This is a genomic window from Kitasatospora sp. NPDC032150 (genome assembly GCF_055579945.1).
Genome location: NZ_JBVIMH010000006.1, coordinates 148,818 through 163,466, shown reverse-complemented (window position 1 = coordinate 163,466; position 14,649 = coordinate 148,818). Strand labels below are relative to the sequence as shown.

The 14,649-nt window shown below is 71.5% G+C and carries 19 protein-coding genes; 14 read left to right on the top strand and 5 right to left on the bottom strand.

Going from position 1 to position 14,649, the window contains the following annotated elements:
• The first annotated feature begins 40 nt into the window (after nucleotides 1-40).
• The 4 genes from ACZ5ON_RS10110 to ACZ5ON_RS10095 all read left to right on the top strand — a co-directional run bounded on the left by ACZ5ON_RS10110 (nucleotide 41) and on the right by ACZ5ON_RS10095 (nucleotide 5,292).
• Nucleotides 41-1,018, top strand: coding sequence for an alpha-ketoacid dehydrogenase subunit beta (locus ACZ5ON_RS10110; RefSeq protein ID WP_465588689.1), 978 nt, complete (start codon nucleotides 41-43; stop codon nucleotides 1,016-1,018).
• A 5-nt stretch (nucleotides 1,019-1,023) separates the two neighbouring features.
• Complete coding sequence (locus ACZ5ON_RS10105) at nucleotides 1,024-2,391, top strand: dihydrolipoamide acetyltransferase family protein (RefSeq protein ID WP_465588408.1); 1,368 nt, start codon at nucleotides 1,024-1,026, stop codon at nucleotides 2,389-2,391.
• A 547-nt stretch (nucleotides 2,392-2,938) separates the two neighbouring features.
• Nucleotides 2,939-4,612 (top strand): globin domain-containing protein, encoded by a 1,674-nt coding sequence (locus ACZ5ON_RS10100; protein ID WP_465588405.1) that lies wholly within the window; start codon nucleotides 2,939-2,941, stop codon nucleotides 4,610-4,612.
• A gap of 125 nt (nucleotides 4,613-4,737) precedes the next feature.
• Complete coding sequence (locus ACZ5ON_RS10095; RefSeq protein ID WP_465588402.1) at nucleotides 4,738-5,292, top strand: alpha/beta hydrolase fold domain-containing protein; 555 nt, start codon at nucleotides 4,738-4,740, stop codon at nucleotides 5,290-5,292.
• A gap of 27 nt (nucleotides 5,293-5,319) precedes the next feature.
• On the opposite strand, the gene ACZ5ON_RS10090 is transcribed toward ACZ5ON_RS10095, so the two are convergent.
• Together ACZ5ON_RS10090 and ACZ5ON_RS10085 are read right to left on the bottom strand one after the other, a co-directional pair.
• Complete coding sequence (locus ACZ5ON_RS10090; protein WP_465588399.1) at nucleotides 5,320-5,541, bottom strand: DUF397 domain-containing protein; 222 nt, start codon at nucleotides 5,539-5,541, stop codon at nucleotides 5,320-5,322.
• Entirely contained in the window at nucleotides 5,541-6,398 is an 858-nt protein-coding gene (locus ACZ5ON_RS10085) for a helix-turn-helix domain-containing protein (protein WP_465588396.1), read from the bottom strand. Before ACZ5ON_RS10085 ends, ACZ5ON_RS10090 begins: the two co-directional genes overlap by 1 nt.
• A gap of 274 nt (nucleotides 6,399-6,672) precedes the next feature.
• Here ACZ5ON_RS10085 and ACZ5ON_RS10080 point away from each other — a divergent pair, with 274 nt between their 5' ends.
• The 5 genes from ACZ5ON_RS10080 (at nucleotide 6,673) to ACZ5ON_RS10060 (ending at nucleotide 8,632) form a co-directional block, all read left to right on the top strand.
• The gene (locus tag ACZ5ON_RS10080; protein ID WP_465588393.1) at nucleotides 6,673-7,113 is read left to right on the top strand and encodes an ATP-binding protein; all 441 of its coding nucleotides are present in this window, start codon (nucleotides 6,673-6,675) and stop codon (nucleotides 7,111-7,113) included.
• A complete protein-coding gene (locus ACZ5ON_RS10075; protein ID WP_465588390.1) occupies nucleotides 7,110-7,400 on the top strand; it encodes a hypothetical protein in 291 nt (96 codons plus the stop codon). The genes ACZ5ON_RS10080 and ACZ5ON_RS10075 overlap by 4 nt, the downstream gene beginning before the upstream one ends.
• Nucleotides 7,401-7,402: 2 nt before the next feature.
• Entirely contained in the window at nucleotides 7,403-7,558 is a 156-nt protein-coding gene (locus ACZ5ON_RS10070; protein ID WP_465588387.1) for a hypothetical protein, read from the top strand.
• A 100-nt stretch (nucleotides 7,559-7,658) separates the two neighbouring features.
• On the top strand, nucleotides 7,659-8,036 hold the full coding sequence (locus ACZ5ON_RS10065) for a PadR family transcriptional regulator (RefSeq protein ID WP_465588383.1): 378 nt from the start codon (nucleotides 7,659-7,661) through the stop codon (nucleotides 8,034-8,036).
• Nucleotides 8,033-8,632, top strand: coding sequence for an HAAS signaling domain-containing protein (locus tag ACZ5ON_RS10060; RefSeq protein WP_465588380.1), 600 nt, complete (start codon nucleotides 8,033-8,035; stop codon nucleotides 8,630-8,632). The genes ACZ5ON_RS10065 and ACZ5ON_RS10060 overlap by 4 nt, the downstream gene beginning before the upstream one ends.
• Before the next feature lie 62 nt (nucleotides 8,633-8,694).
• Here the strand turns inward: ACZ5ON_RS10060 and ACZ5ON_RS10055 are convergent, their stop codons facing one another.
• Together ACZ5ON_RS10055 and ACZ5ON_RS10050 are read right to left on the bottom strand one after the other, a co-directional pair.
• The gene (locus ACZ5ON_RS10055) at nucleotides 8,695-8,865 is read right to left on the bottom strand and encodes a hypothetical protein (protein ID WP_465588377.1); all 171 of its coding nucleotides are present in this window, start codon (nucleotides 8,863-8,865) and stop codon (nucleotides 8,695-8,697) included.
• A gap of 454 nt (nucleotides 8,866-9,319) precedes the next feature.
• Nucleotides 9,320-9,844, bottom strand: coding sequence for an NUDIX domain-containing protein (locus tag ACZ5ON_RS10050; protein WP_465588374.1), 525 nt, complete (start codon nucleotides 9,842-9,844; stop codon nucleotides 9,320-9,322).
• Between the two features lie 495 nt (nucleotides 9,845-10,339).
• Between ACZ5ON_RS10050 and ACZ5ON_RS10045 the strand changes: the two genes are divergently transcribed.
• Nucleotides 10,340-10,756 (top strand): SsgA family sporulation/cell division regulator, encoded by a 417-nt coding sequence (locus tag ACZ5ON_RS10045; RefSeq protein WP_465588371.1) that lies wholly within the window; start codon nucleotides 10,340-10,342, stop codon nucleotides 10,754-10,756.
• Nucleotides 10,757-10,830: 74 nt separating this feature from the next.
• On the opposite strand, the gene ACZ5ON_RS10040 is transcribed toward ACZ5ON_RS10045, so the two are convergent.
• Complete coding sequence (locus ACZ5ON_RS10040) at nucleotides 10,831-11,208, bottom strand: phage holin family protein (protein ID WP_465588368.1); 378 nt, start codon at nucleotides 11,206-11,208, stop codon at nucleotides 10,831-10,833.
• Nucleotides 11,209-11,380: 172 nt separating this feature from the next.
• Between ACZ5ON_RS10040 and ACZ5ON_RS10035 the strand changes: the two genes are divergently transcribed.
• The 4 genes from ACZ5ON_RS10035 to ACZ5ON_RS10020 all read left to right on the top strand — a co-directional run bounded on the left by ACZ5ON_RS10035 (nucleotide 11,381) and on the right by ACZ5ON_RS10020 (nucleotide 14,564).
• Nucleotides 11,381-11,698 carry a cupin domain-containing protein gene (locus ACZ5ON_RS10035; RefSeq protein ID WP_465588365.1) on the top strand — a complete coding sequence of 106 codons (318 nt, stop codon included), beginning with the start codon at nucleotides 11,381-11,383 and terminating at the stop codon, nucleotides 11,696-11,698.
• Nucleotides 11,699-11,920: 222 nt separating this feature from the next.
• The gene (tenA, locus tag ACZ5ON_RS10030) at nucleotides 11,921-12,703 is read left to right on the top strand and encodes a thiaminase II (RefSeq protein ID WP_465588362.1); all 783 of its coding nucleotides are present in this window, start codon (nucleotides 11,921-11,923) and stop codon (nucleotides 12,701-12,703) included.
• 307 nt (nucleotides 12,704-13,010) lie between these two features.
• On the top strand, nucleotides 13,011-13,211 hold the full coding sequence (locus ACZ5ON_RS10025; RefSeq protein ID WP_344637428.1) for a DUF5326 family protein: 201 nt from the start codon (nucleotides 13,011-13,013) through the stop codon (nucleotides 13,209-13,211).
• 591 nt (nucleotides 13,212-13,802) lie between these two features.
• Nucleotides 13,803-14,564 carry a VC0807 family protein gene (locus tag ACZ5ON_RS10020; RefSeq protein WP_465588358.1) on the top strand — a complete coding sequence of 254 codons (762 nt, stop codon included), beginning with the start codon at nucleotides 13,803-13,805 and terminating at the stop codon, nucleotides 14,562-14,564.
• Nucleotides 14,565-14,649 lie beyond the last annotated feature (85 nt).

Here is a 14,649-nt window from a genome sequence, read left to right as displayed (position 1 = left end):
CACCGCCCTCGACCGGGCCGCTGAGCGGCAGCCCTCCGCCATGAAGAGCACCAGCATGGCGCAGGCGCTCAACGCCGCGCTGCGGGACGCCATGCGGGCCGACGACACCGTCCATGTGATGGGCGAGGACGTCGGCGCCCTCGGCGGCGTCTTCCGGATCACCGACGGACTCACCGCCGAGTTCGGCCCCGAGCGCTGCCTGGACACCCCGCTCGCCGAGGCCGGCATCCTGGGCACCGCCATCGGCATGGCCATGTACGGGCTGCGGCCCGTGGTGGAGATGCAGTTCGACGCCTTCGCCTACCCCGCACTGGAACAGCTCTTCTCGCACGTCGCCAAGATGCGCAACCGCACGGCCGGCAAGCTCCCGCTGCCGATCACCGTCCGGATCCCGTACGGCGGCGGCATCGGCGGTGTCGAGCACCACAGCGACGCCTCCGAGGCCTACTACACCGCCACCCCCGGCCTCCACGTGGTCACCCCCGCCACCGTCGCCGACGCCTACGGCCTGCTGCGCGCCTCGATCGCCTCGGACGACCCGGTGGTCTTCCTGGAGCCCAAGCGGCTCTACTGGGGCAAGGAGGAGTGGGACCCGGCCGTGCCCGTCGAGCCGATCGGCAAGGCGGTGCTGCGGCGGACCGGCCGCTCGGCGGTCCTGATCACCTACGGGCCCTCGCTGCCGGTCTGCCTGGAGGCGGCCGAGGCGGCGAAGGCCGAGGGCTGGGACCTGGCCGTACTCGACCTGCGCAGCCTGGTGCCGTTCGACGACGCGACGGTCGCCGAGGTGGTCCGCTCGGTCGGGCGGGCGGTGGTCGTCCACGAGTCGACCGGCTTCGGCGGGGTCGGCGCGGAGATAGCCGCCCGGGTCACCGAGCGCTGCTTCCACCACCTGGCCGCGCCGGTGCTGCGGGTCACCGGCTTCGACATCCCCTACCCGCCGCCGATGCTGGAGCACCACCACCTCCCCGGGGTGGACCGGATCCTGGACGCGGTCGCCCGGCTGCAGTGGGAGGAGTGACGATCATGCCCGTGGTACGCGAGTTCACGCTGCCGGACCTCGGCGAGGGGCTCACCGGCGCCGAGGTGATCCGCTGGATGGTCGAGGTCGGCGAGGTGATCGCCGTCGACCAGCCGGTGGTCGAGGTCGAGACGGCCAAGGCGGTGGTCGAAGTGCCCTGCCCCTACGGCGGGGTGGTCACCGCGCGGTTCGGCGAGGTCGGCGAGGAGATCGCGGTCGGGGCGCCGCTGGTGACGGTCGCCGTCGCTACGGCGGGCGCGAGCGAGGGTACGGGCTCCGGACCGGCCGGTGGGGCTGCGGCAACCGGCGCGGCGGCGGACGGTGCGGCGGCGCCCGGTGCGGCGAACGAGCGCCCGCTGGTCGGGTACGGCGTGCTGGAGAGCGCCAAGGGCGGGCGCCGGGCCCGGGTCCGGATCGATCGACCTGCTCCGGCGGCTGCCCCTGCCCCTGCCCCCGCCCCCGCTCCCGCTCCCGCTCCCGCCCCTGCTCCGGTGCCGGAGGCCGCTCGGGTGGTGGCGTCCGCGGTGGTCCCGGTGATCTCGCCGCTGGTGCGGCGGATGGCCCGCGAACACGGCCTGGACCTGGCCCGGATCACCGGCAGCGGTCCCGACGGCCTGATCATGCGAGCCGATGTGCAGCGGGCGCTGTCGGAGGCTGTCGCACCGGTTCCCGCCGCGGTCGCCGACGAGGAGGTCGTACCGCTGCGCGGGCTGCGCCGGACGATCGCCGAGAAGCTCACCCGCAGCCACCAGGAGATCCCCGCCGCGACCTGCTGGGTGGACGCCGACGCGACCGGACTCATGGAGACGCGCGCCCAGTTGAACCGGGCGGCCGGTCCGAAGGTGAGCGTGCTGGCGCTGCTGGCCCGGATCTGCACGGCCGGTCTGGTCCGCTTCCCCGAACTCAACTCCAGCGTGGAGAGCGACGGTTCGGGTATCAGGAGGCACCGCGCGGTGCACCTCGGCTTCGCGGCGCAGAGCGACCGCGGCCTGGTGGTCCCGGTGGTCCGGGACGCCCACCTGCTCAACACCGAGCAACTCGGCGAGGAGCTGGCCAGGTTGACCGAGTCGGCCCGGGCCGGGACGCTCACCCCGGCCGAGCTCACCGGTGGCACCTTCACGCTCAACAACTACGGCGTCTTCGGAGTGGACGGCTCCACGCCGATCCTCAACCACCCCGAGGCGGCGATGCTGGGCGTCGGCCGGATCGCGGCCAAACCCTGGGTGCACGAGGGCGGGTTGGCCGTCCGGCAGGTCACCCAGCTGTCGTTCACCTTCGACCACCGGGTCTGCGACGGCGGGACGGCCGGCGGCTTCCTGCGCTTCGTCGCGGACTGCGTCGAGCAGCCGGGGATGCTGCTGCGCCAGTTGTGACTCCCGGTGTCCCCGGCATGGCTGCCGGGGACACGCTGCCACGCCCCGCGCGGCGACGCTGCGCGGGGCGTGGCGGTCGGACCGGTCAGGAGTGGGAGCCCAGGCCGAAGGCCGTGGTGAGCCCCGGCCATCAGGGAGCGGCCCTGATCTCACCCCACCCTCTGTCAGGGTTTCCCGAACCGGCCGCCCTGGCGCCGAAACGGCGTTGCCGGGGGCAGGGAATCCGCCGGTGCAGACCGTGCGGCGGCGGCCGGACAGCGCTGCTCACGGCGTGTCAGCTCGCCGCTTCCAGCCGGGGTCCGGTTCCGGCGGCTTCGGCGGGGGCCGGTGAGAGTACCGGCTCCCCGGCCCGGGTGTCCGTACTTTGCGCGATTTGCCCGATGAACTGTCCGAACGTGCCAGGCTACCGGGGCTTCAGCAGAGCAGAGCCAGGTGTGGTAGCAGGGACGACCGGGGCGGAACGATTCTCTTGGGCACTCGTCAAGTCGCTTTGAAGTCAACACCGTTACTCGTCCGAGCGGGCCTCGCATCTGCAGCGGCGGACACCGTGCCCCAGCCGCCGGAGGCCGCTACGGATCAGCTGCCCGCCCTGGAGCCGGCGCCGGAGCCGCTGCTGGGCCAACTGCCCGGCACCGGCCCGCTGGCGGCGCCCGGAAGGGCGATCGGGACCGGGCTGGTGATCCCGCCGCGCCCGACCAGGCCGCCGGCCGTGCCGGCGCCCGCGCTGCCGGCCCGGGTGGAGCCGCCGAGTCCTCCGGCGGAACCGCCGAGGCCCGGGACGACCAGCTCGGCCGAGGCGCTGCCGGTACTGCCCCTGGTGCCGGCGATCGAGCCGATGTTCACCCGGGCCCCCGGGCTCAACTGGGCCGGTCCGGGCGACCACTGGTCCCGGGCCTGGGCGTCGGACGCCTCCCGGCTCCCGGTCGCGCCGCCGCTCCCCGCAGCACCGCCACACCGGGCTCTGCCCGGCGGGTCGGCGTTCCCCGCGCTCCCGGCGCTGACCGCCGTCCCGGGAGCCCCCGCGCTGCCGCGGCCGGTCGCCGTAGTGACGGCCGTGGCCGCCGGGCTAGGAGCCGAACAGCCGCCCACCGCACGCGACATCGAGCTGGTCCGGTCCTGCCTGGCCGTCGTGGAACCGGTGGCCGACCGCGCCACCGCGCACTTCTACGCCCTGCTCTTCCTGCGCGACCCGGAGATCCGGGCGCTCTTCCCGGCCGCCATGGACCTCCAGCGCGACCGGCTGTTCCGCACCCTGCTGACGGCCGTCCGCGACGCCGCCGACCCCGCCGTGCTGGCCGGGTACCTGGCCCCGCTCGGCCGGAGCCACCGCAAGTACGGGACGCTGAGCGGCCACTACGGTTCGGTGGGCGAGTGCCTGGTCGCGGCCCTGCAGCGGTACTGCGGCAGCCACTGGACCGCCGAGGCCGAACTGGCCTGGCGCCGGGCGTACGGGCAGGTCGCCCGGGTGATGTCCGGCGCGGCCGAGCAGGCGGCGAGGACCTCGCCGCCCTGGTGGCAGGCGGAGATCGTCGCGCACCGGCTGAGCACCCCCGACATCGCGGTGCTCACCCTCCGCCCCGACCAGGGGTACCCGTACCGCGCCGGCCAGTACACCGCCCTGGAGACGCCCTGGTGGCCCCGGGTCTGGCGGCACTACTCCTTCGCCGCCGCGCCGCGCCCCGACGGTCTGCTGACCTTCCACGTCAAGGCGGTCCAGGCGGGCTGGGTGAGCAACGCCCTGGTCCACCGGGCCGCCCCCGGGGACGTGCTGCGGCTCGGACCGGCAGAGGGCGGCATGGTGCTGGACCACGCCGGCGGCGCCGACCTGCTCTGCGTGGGTGGCGGCACCGGCATCGCGCCGATCACCGCGCTGGTCGAGGAGTTGGCCGCCCACGGCACCCGGGGCCGCTCGGTCGAGGTCTTCTACGGCGCCCGCCGGCACACCGGGCTGTACGGCCTCGACGCCCTGCGGCGGCTCGCCCACGGCAACCCCTGGCTCACCGTCCGCCCGGTCCTCTCCCAGGAGTCGGGCGGGGCGGGCGGAGCGGAGAGCGGAGAGCTCCCGGACGCCGTTGCGAGGCGCGGACCCTGGGCCGGCCACGCGGCCTACCTCAGCGGGCCGCCGGCGATGGTGCGACGGACCGCGGCGGTACTGGCGCGGTCCGGCGTACCGGCGGAGCGGATCCACCACGACCTGCCGGGGGAGTCGGCGGCACGGTGAACTGACCGCAGGACGCCGACTCCTGCTCCTCCTCCACCGGGGACGGGCGGTACGACGTGGGTGTGACGTGGTTCACTCGGAAAGGGTGACAGGGTGTTGTCGCGGAGAGCTGCGACAGTCGATGCATGACGATCACTGACGAGGACTGCCTCGCCGAGACCCTGGCATTCAACGAACGGTTCGAGGCTGCTGCCGCGAGCCGTCCACCTCGTGGGGAGGCGCCGGACGCAACCGCGCTGGCGCTCCTGCGGCGCAACCGGCTCGCCGGCGACACGCCACCGGTGCGACTGCCGCAGGGCCAGGACCGCGTCGTTGCCGGCGGGGTGAAGGTCCGGACGTTCGTGCCGGACCACGTCGACGGCGTGTACCTGCACATCCACGGCGGTGGCTGGGCTTTCGGCTCTGCGGACGGGCAGGACGAGAGGCTGTGGCGGCTCGCCGTACAGGCACGGCTGGCCGTGGTGAGCGTGGAGTACCGCCTGGCGCCGGAGCGGTCAGGACCCTCGCCGATGCCGGGGTGCCACTGGCCCGTATCGACGCGCTGCTGCACGCGCAGCCGGCCGAATCTGGAGCTGATCTTCTCTCGGATCGCCGAGGCATCACCGGCGTGGCAACGGCTCCTCGATGTGCTCGCCCGCCGCGCCAAAAAGCGGCGCCGAACCGTTGGGCATGACGGCTGAGGCTGGCACCCTGGTTACGTCCGACAGTTAGACGGTCGGGAAGTCGCCTGCCTTGATGCCCGCGACGAAGGCCGACCAGGCGTCGGCGGGGAAGACGAGGGCGGGGCCGTGTGGGTCCTTGGAGTCGCGGACGGGGACGACGTCAGTGAGTCCGTCGGCGACCTCGATGCAGTTTCCCTGGTTGCCGCTGAACTTGCTCTTGCGCCACGCAGCGTGACTCAAGTCCACGCTGTCCCGGTCCGCATGCATCACTCAAGATCCTTTGCAATCTGCGCGATCAGCCGCCGCGACGGCCCAACGTCGAGTGCCGCTGCCCGGAGCCGATCAAATGCCTGGTCGTAAGCCGCCACGTCGTCGTCCCGTTCGAGGTAGAGGCTACTCGTCAGGGCCTCGGTGTACACCACGTCGAGATCGTTCCGGACCGGGAACTCCAGGATGGCGAACGATCCGAGAACGCCCGGATGAGCACCGGCGGCGAAAGGTACGACCTGCAGGGTGATGTGCGGTTCCCTGGAACTGGCGACAAGCTGTTGCAGTTGCTTCGCCATGACGGCCTGACTGCCGATCAGTCGGCGCAGCGCGGCCTCATCCACGATTGCCCAGAGCTTCAGCGGTTCTTCTCGCTGAAGTGCCGCGTTCTGCCGGGCCAAGCGCACATCGACGAGTGCATTGACCACGTCGGGCGTGGCTTCCGGCTGAAGTTGCCTGGTCACCGCTCGTGCGTAGTCAGCGGTCTGGAGCAGTCCGGGAATCAGCGACGACTCGAAGTTCCGGACCGACACGGCCTCTGCCTCGAAGCTGATGAACGAGGCGTAGCGCTGCGAGATCACGTCGGAGTACGGCTGCCACCAGACCCTGCGCTTGCCCTCGCGTGCCAGAGTCGCGAGCGCCTCGCGGGTTGCCGGGTCGGTGACTTGGTAGACGTCGAGGAGTACCCCGACCTCGTTCGCGCGCACACCGGAGCGGCCGGTCTCCAAGCGGCTGACTTTGGACTGGTGCCACCCGAGGCGGGACGCGACTTCGTCAACTGTGAGGTCGAGCCTTTCTCGGATCTTCCGGAGTTCCGCACCCAGCATCCGGCGGCGCACGGTGGGCGTTGCGGGCACGTTGCTGCCTCCCTCTGTCGCACTGCCTCGTCGGATCACAGTCTGTCCTGCTGAACAGGGCGTCGTCACACGAGATCTGAAAGTGCATATGCACTTTTACTCATGCGGTTGCATGAAATGGCAGGCAAGGGGCATGCTACGGCACGTAGTCACTCGTTAGACGCAGAGTGATTACGGAGGCCGGTTGGGCGGGCATTCCTATGCCTGATCCCGGCTGCCGCCGGGCCGTGCGCCTGGATCACGGTTACCGACCATGCCCGGAAGGGGCGTTGCCATGACCGGAACGTTGCAGAGGCCGCTCGCTGCGACTGGCGAGCTCTCGTGTTGGCTCCCGCGTCACCGCAAGTCGGCGGGTAGAGCCCGCAGGCTGCTGCGGGACTTCCTCGCTGGCCTCGACGGCGGCGAACAGTATGCGGACACCGGCGAGTTGCTGCTCTCCGAGCTCGTCGCCAACGCCGTCGAACACGCCCGCGTACCGCCCGGTCGCCTGATCCAGGTCCGCTTCGAACTCTCGCCCGCCATACTGCGAATCGAAGTCCACGATGCCAATGCCCGCCATCCGAAGCCCTGTTCGGCGAGCGAGGGTGACGAGGAGGGGCGAGGTCTCTGGCTCGTTCAGCAACTGTCCGCCGACTGGGGGTGCCACCCCAGGCCGGGCGGCATCGGCAAAGCCGTCTGGTGTCTGATCAGTCCGACCCGGCGGAGCGCGGTATGAACACCCCGAGCACGGACAACATCCCGGTCGTCGTGGAGATCGAGGGCGTCACCGCTCCCGCCACGTTCACCCGCCTCCCCGACGCGCTCATCGCCGTCTGGGACGCCCTGAAGCTCCTACCCCTCGGCACTCTCCAGGCTGACGCCTTCCGCTACTTCCTCACCCGACCCGACGCCGCCGAGCGCGCCATGGAGTTCCTCCGGCGCGACGGCCGGCTCGACCTCTCCTTCACCCTGCACGGCCAGCCCCACGCCGTCCGCCTTCGCCACCAGGACGCGGAGCGCTGACCATGGACGACGATCCCCAGGCCGAGTACCGCGAAGCCGCCGAACGCCACCGCCGAGGACAGTCCGACCCCCGTGCCGTCCTCCTCGCCTACGCCTTCTCCAGCGTCTGCATCGCCCTGCTCGCCCTCGCCCTGCTCCTCTCCGCCCACCGCCGCTGATGCCGCGTCATCAACACAAATCAACATTGTCAGAGGGTCAGGTTGACGGCTCACCAGTGAGCCCTGGAGCCATCTTGTTCCGCATGCTATCTTGCGTTGCATGGTACCTGGCACGGCACACATCGACGGTTCCGGCGCAGCGGACGGGTCGGTGGCCACTCAACTGCGCAAGGGGGTGCTGGAGTACTGCGTGCTGGCGCTGCTGAGGGACGGTCCGCGCTACGGGGTCGAGTTGCTGCAGGAGCTCGGTCGGTTCCCGATGCTGGCGACCAGCCAGGGCACGATCTACCCCCTGCTGTCCCGGTTGCGCCGCGCCGGGCTCGCCGACACCTTCCTGCGCGACTCGGCCAGCGGCCCGTCGCGTCGCTACTACACCCTCACCCCGGCCGGCCGCAGTGCGCTGGAGGAGTTCACCACGCTGTGGCCCGCCTTCCGAGCAGCCGTGGACCACGTCCTAGCCCAAGGAGAGAAGCCATGACCCCGATCGAGCACCCGCTGGTCCGCGCCTACCTGGACGCGGTCACCCGGCTCACCGCCACGCTGCCCGAGGAGCGCCGCCGCGAACTGCTGGCGGACCTGCGCGAGCACATCGAGGTCGCGTTGGCGGACCGCTACCCCGTCGACGAGGACGCGGTGCGGCAGGTCCTGAACAACCTGGGCCGCCCCCAGGAGATCGCCGACGCCGCACTCGACGCGGAGGGCCGGCCGCGACCCGAACCGGAGAGCGCCGCCCGCACCAAGCTCACCATCGCCCTCGCAGTCCTTCCGGCGCCGATGTCCCTGGTCCCGGTCCTCGGACCGGTACTCGCGCTGGCCGCCGCCATCGCGGCCCTGCTCAGGATCTGGAAGTCCCCGCAGTGGACCCGGCGGGAGAAGAAGCAGGCGACCCTGCTCCTGTTCTCACCGGTGGTGGCCGTGCCGCTGGTCGCCGTCGCCTTCTCCGTGTCCTCGGCCGGGCTGACCCCGCTCGACGTCCTCGTCGTCTGCCTGGTGGGCTTCAGCCTTCCCGTCCTCGGGGCAGTCCGGCTCGCCCGCTCCGCCGCCCGCCTCCGCACCGGCGCTCTCACGGCCTGACCTGCCGTTCGCCGGGCCGGCCGACGGGCTGACTACATGCCAGATAGTGAGGCGTCGGCGGCTCAGCTGCCCGCGTCCGCCTTCGGCCGCACGTCCACGGTCAGTTGGCCGCCGTCCTTCGGGTGCACCGTGCAGTAGGCGAAGCGTTCGGCCCCGGAGAGCCAGTCCGCCTTGGACGTGCCCAGTACCACCCGGCCGAAGGCGAGGTCGGAGTGGGCGGCCTCGGTGTCCATCGCGGCCACCTGGCAGTTGGCGCCGAGAACCGCGACCGCGGTGCTCCAGCGGGCCTCGGCGGTGGGTTCCTCGATGTTGAGGACCTTGGTGACCTGCGCCTGGTGCGGCTGGGAGCAGTCGGCGGCCTTCCGAGGCGTACCGCGATCAGGCCGGCCACCAGCACCGCCGCGCTGATCAGGACGGCCCGGCGTGCCTGGTTCCGTGGCGTGCCGCCCTTCGGTATCGGCCCCATCGCCTGCGGGGCCTTGCGCCCGCCGAAGCGCTCGGCCAGCTTCCGCAGCTGTTCGGCGACCTGTCGAGGATGGCAACCCAGGGTGGGGCCATGCGCCGACGCCCTTGCCCGGGTCTCGCCTCGGGGCGTTCCGGCGGTGCCGTGCGGCTACCCGCGTGCGCGCTCGTTGCCGTCCGGCCCGCCCGCGCTTTCTGCAGCGCGCGCCGGCGGGCCGGACGCCCTCAGCCCAGGTCGTGGGCGAGCAGGGCCCGGATGCCCTCGATGTTGGCGGCGAGATAGGCGCGCAGGCTGGGCGGAACGACGTTCACCGAGGTCACGCCCTCGCGGGTGAAGGGGAGGCGGACGATCTCGTACTCGCCGTGTGGGTCGTCCACCTCGGGGCCGTGCCTGCGGGTGGGGTCCATGGCGGCCAGGCGGCAGACGAAGAAGTGCTGGACCTTGACCCCGTGCGGATGGGCGAGGGTGCCGTCGTCGTGGTGGGCGTGGGAGACGGTGTCGACGAAGCCGGGCACCACGTCCACGACCTTGCCGCCGAGTTCCTCGTCGATCTCCCGGTGCAGTGCGTCCACCACGGTGCGGTCACCGGCTTCGACGCCGCCGCCGGGCGTGATCCAGTACGGATTGCTGCCGGGCCGGGTCCGTTTGATCAGGACGATGGAGGCCTGGGCGTGCGGGTCGTCCGGGTCCAACTCCAGCAGGATGGCCCGGGCCGTGCGTTTGACGACCGGGCGGACGGGGCCGGGCATGGCCACCTCCGGTGCGCGAGCGTTGTGCGGAAGTCTCCCGCGTGCGGGCCTGCCCGAAACCCGAACCGGCCGAAGAACGGGAGGGTTCGGTTCCGCTGAACGGATGATTCTGCGTGTTCGGGGGTGTGGTTCCGCCGGGATGGGTGTAGCGGCCAGGGATCTTCGATTGGAAGGTTTCGCGCTTTACCAATCGTTGAACATATGGTTGCCTTCTGGCATGGAGGGCGATTCGAAGGCGCTTCGACGGATCCGTTGCTGAGAGTGATTGCAGGCGTGCCCACCCTGTGCTGCAATGAGCGTCAATCGGGCAAACGGAGCAGCCAACTCCGGGTCGGGGCCACCACGGCGGACGGTGCGACTGCCCGGGGCGTACGGCCCGTCGGGTCCCCGGTGGATCGCACGCACCGAACGTGGCCGACGGGTTGGACCCGGATCCGGGGGGCCATAACAGTCGCACAGCCGGGGCAGGCCGGTCAGAACGTGAGGTAGTGGCGCATGCACAGCACGGTCCAGGGCCACGTGGTGATGCACCTCGTGGTCTCGAACGAGCTCTCCTTCCGCATCCTGGTCGACCTCGAGTACGACCCCGCCGACCCGTATGCGATCCGGTTCACCTTCCACCTCCCCGGCGACGCGCCGGTGACGTGGGTCTTCGCGCGGGAGCTGCTACTGGACGGGATCAGCCAGCCGACCGGCGAGGGCGATGTGCACATCCACCCGCTCGGGGAGGAACTCGCCGAGGTCGGCATCATGCTGCGCTCGCCCGAGGGCGACGCGGTGCTGCGGTCCTCCGCGCCGCCGCTGATCGCCTTCCTCGCCCGCACCGACCGGCTGGTGCCGGTGGGCGAGGAGCGCACCGGCGGCGATCTGGACGAGCAGTTGGCGCTCATCCTCAGCGCCGGGACGCGCTGATCGAGGTCTCCGCACACCGAGGGCCCGCCGTCCACGACGGCGGGCCCTCGGCGTTGGGGAAGGACGGTCGGTGGTCAGTCCTCGTCGTCGAAGGCCAGGTGGAGACCCCAGGACACCAGGCTGATGATCAGCGAGCCGAGCAGCGCGGGCCAGAAGCCGGTGACGTGGAAGTCCAGGTGGAGGTGGCCGGAGGCCCAGGAAGTCAGCAGCAGCATCAGGGCGTTGATCACAAAAGTGATCAGCCCGAGGGTGAGCACGAACAGCGGCAGCGAGAACAGCTTGACCACCGGCTTGATCAGCCAGTTCACCACGCCGAAGACCAGCGCCACCGCGAGCACGGTGACCGTCTTGTGCTGCCAGCCGTCCGTCGTGAGGTCGATGCCGTTGATGATCCAGGCGGCGACCCAGATTGCGGCCGCGTTGATGAGCGTTTTGACGACGAAATGTTTCACGGGTCCGCCCGCATCCAATCTCCTGTGAGCAAGTCTTGCCCTATAGGCGTACCGCAGTCGGAGCGAAAGCCAAACCGGCGGGGCAGCCCGGTGGTGCGGCGGCCGGTGCCGGATGCGGTTGAATGCACCCATCGCGTGGCCGAGTGACGGACGAGGATGTGGAGCGGCGCCGATGAAGGTCTTCCGGCTGGACGAACTGGACGCGGAGCGGGCCGCCAACCAGGGCGCCTACCTGCGCTTCCTCAAGGAACGCAGTATGTCCGCCGGGTTGTACGCGCTTTCGCCGGGCGACACCGACACCCAGTCGCCGCACGCGCAGGACGAGATCTACCAGGTCATCAGCGGCCGGGCCGAGTTGACCGTCGGGTCGGAGACGACCACGGTCGGACGCGGGAGCGTGGTCTTCGTCCCGGCCGGGGTGCCGCACCGGTTCCACCACGTCACCGAGGAACTGCGGGTGTTGGTGATCTTCTCTCCCCCGGAGGACTGACCGGCCACGGGCCCCGGTGCGCCGGGGCCGGACGGCCGTGAACGGCGACCCGGCCGGGCGGTAGGGTCGGCCGCGTACGCAGTCGAACCGCGGGAGCCCGTGGCAGCGGGCTGAGAGGGCGCTGAACGACACCCCCGGAGCGGGGGGTTGCCGCGCCGACCGCCAGAACCTGGCCGTGGCAGCGGGGAACCGCCTGCCCGGGACAGGGAGGGAGTCCACACCGTGTCCCATCCGCACGCCGCAGAGCAGCCGGAGTCCCACGCCGCCGAGCAGTCCGGGGAGTTCGGGCAGTCCGGCCAGGCGCAGTCGGGGCCGCCCGAGCCGTACGCCGCCGAGCGGCCCGGTTCGCTCACCGCCGAGCTCTGGGCGGCCATCGCGCCGATCTACGCGGAGATCCTCGGCCACCCGTTCATCGCCGGGCTCACCGACGGCACCCTGCCGCGCGGGGCCTTCCGCCACTTCGTCATCCAGGACTCGCACTACCTGCGCGACTACGCCCGCGCGTTGGCCGTCTGCGCCGCCAAGGCCCCGGGCGAGCAGGACGTCCGGGCCTTCGCCGACGACGCGATCGGCGCACTGGCCGCCGAGCAGGGCATGCACGCCGAGTTCCTGAACGCCTTCGGCCAGACGGCCGCCGAGGCCGCTGCCGAACCCGTGCTGCCGACCACCCGGGCCTACACCAGCTACCTGCTCGCCACCGTCTACGGCGGCTCGTTCGCCGAGGCCGTGGGAGCGGTGCTGCCCTGCTACTGGATCTACGCCCGGGTCGGCGAGCAGCTGCTGGCGAAGTCCTCGCCGCAGCCGCTGTACGCCAAGTGGATCGCCACCTACGGCGACGAGGCGTTCCAGTCGGTGGTCCGGCGGGTGCTGGAGCTGACCGACCGCCTGGGCGAGGAGCTCGCCCCGGCCGAACGGCGGCGGGTGATCGAGCACTTCACCACGACGTCCCGCTACGAGTGGATGTTCTGGGACGCCGCCTGGCGCGGTGAGACCTGGCCGGTCTGACGTCCGGCGGCCCGTTGCTCCTTCCGCCGGCGCAACGGGCCTCCAGAGCCGGTCAGTTACCGGTGACGGTGATGGTCCGGCCGTCGCTGATCGCCGGACCGTCGCGGGTCGCGAACGTCTCGCCGGGCTGGGTGTCGACGGGGGCGGTGGGGGTATCCCTGGGCCCGGACTCGGGGGGATCTCGGGGTTCTATGGGGGGCCGGAAGCCTCGTCTGCGTGCTGCGACGCCCGTACGATCGAAGCATCGGAAGCGGACGGGACGCGACGGAAGAGCCGGCGCCGGCCCGAGGGGAGATAAGGATCCGACATGGCTGAGCTCTGGAAGTCGCTGCCCTCCTGGGTGCGCAATATCGTTGTCCCGGTCCTCGTCCTGGTACTGGCGTGGAACCTGGTCTGGTTCGTGGTCGGCGTGGTGAGCTCGCTGCTCGGCCTGCTGATCAAGGGCCTGGTGGTGGTCGGCCTGGCCGCCGCGGTGGTGGTGCTGGTGAAGAAGGCTGCGAAGAGCTGACCCGGGCGGCCGGGTCACCGAGACGGCGTGACGGGCCCTGTTCCTCCCCCCAGTGGGAGCGGCGGGGCCCGTCGTCGTTCCGGCGGTTGAGAGGGCGCACGGCCGCCAAGCCGCTTCCGCCCGGGCAGTTCGGACCCGGGTGGTGAACGCGGTGTCCAGGTCCCAGCGGGGTGTCCAACCCTGGTCGCGGGCACGGCCGGTGTCCAGCACCACGCTGTGCGCGAGCTGGTCCACGGCGTACGGAGTGAGGCCCGCAGAGGGCACCGCCCTGGCGACCAGACGGACCGCCCGGAGCGGGAGATGACGTATCACCGGCTCGGTGACCCCGTGCATCCGGAGCACCCGGCGGACGGCTTCGTCGCGGCGGTACGGCGTTGGATCGGCGACGTTGTACGCGTCGGGCGCCCAGCCGGGAGCAGCGAGGCAGGCGTCCGCCAATACGGGTACTCAGTGCTGAGTGGGCATCAGCTCTACATGACATCCGTCATGTCGCTTCCCGGACGGCAGACACTGCCTGCGGACCGGCCCCGGACGGGATTCTTGAGGCACAGGGAAGGCCCGCAGCAGGGACGACAGGAAAGGTCACCGATCATGGCACTCACCGCTGGCAATGTGATGGAGCAGCCCACCGGGATCGCTCAGGCGGAGACCGCTCTGGCCGGGACCGCCGCGGCCGAGGAGAAGCACAGCGAGCTGGCTCCGCTCCGGCCGCTGCTGATCGACGTCGCGCTGCCGCTGCTGGCCTACTACGCGGCGCACTCGGTGTTCCACCTGAGCATGATCGCCTCGCTGACCGTCTCCAGCGTCGTTCCCGCCGTCCGCACCGCCCTCCAGCTGGTGCGCGAGCGCTCGTTCAACGCGTTCGCCACCCTGATGCTGGTGGTCAACCTGGCGGGCATCGGCCTGTCGGCGGTCACCGGGGACGCCCGGCTGATGATCGCCAAGGACGGCGCGATCAGCAGCGTGATCGGCCTGGCGGTGCTGGTCTCGGCCTTCGCCGGGCGGCCGATGATGACCGCCGGGATGCGGCCGTTCGTCGTCAAGGGGAAGCCGGCCATGTCGGCCGCGTGGGACCGGCTGGCGTCCGGCGCGGCGGCCTCGGTGGGTGCCTCGGTCTCCTTCCGGCGCTGCGAGCGGGCCTTCTCGCTGATCTGGGGCACCGTGCTGGTGGCCGAGTGCGTGGCCAAGGTGATCGGCGCCTACACCCTGCCGGTGGCGACCATGGCCTGGATGGGCACGGTCTTCCTCGTCGCCGCGATCCTGGTCGGCATCGTGGCCGGCAACGCCGCCGCCGGCCGGATCCACGGTCTGGTCGCCGCCGAGGCCGAGCGCACCCCGGCCCCGCTCGCCTGAGCCCCGCCGCCCCGCTTCCCTGCAAGAGCCCCGGGCCCGGCCACCGAGACGACGGTGGCCGGGCCCGGCTCATTCAGTGCGCGGT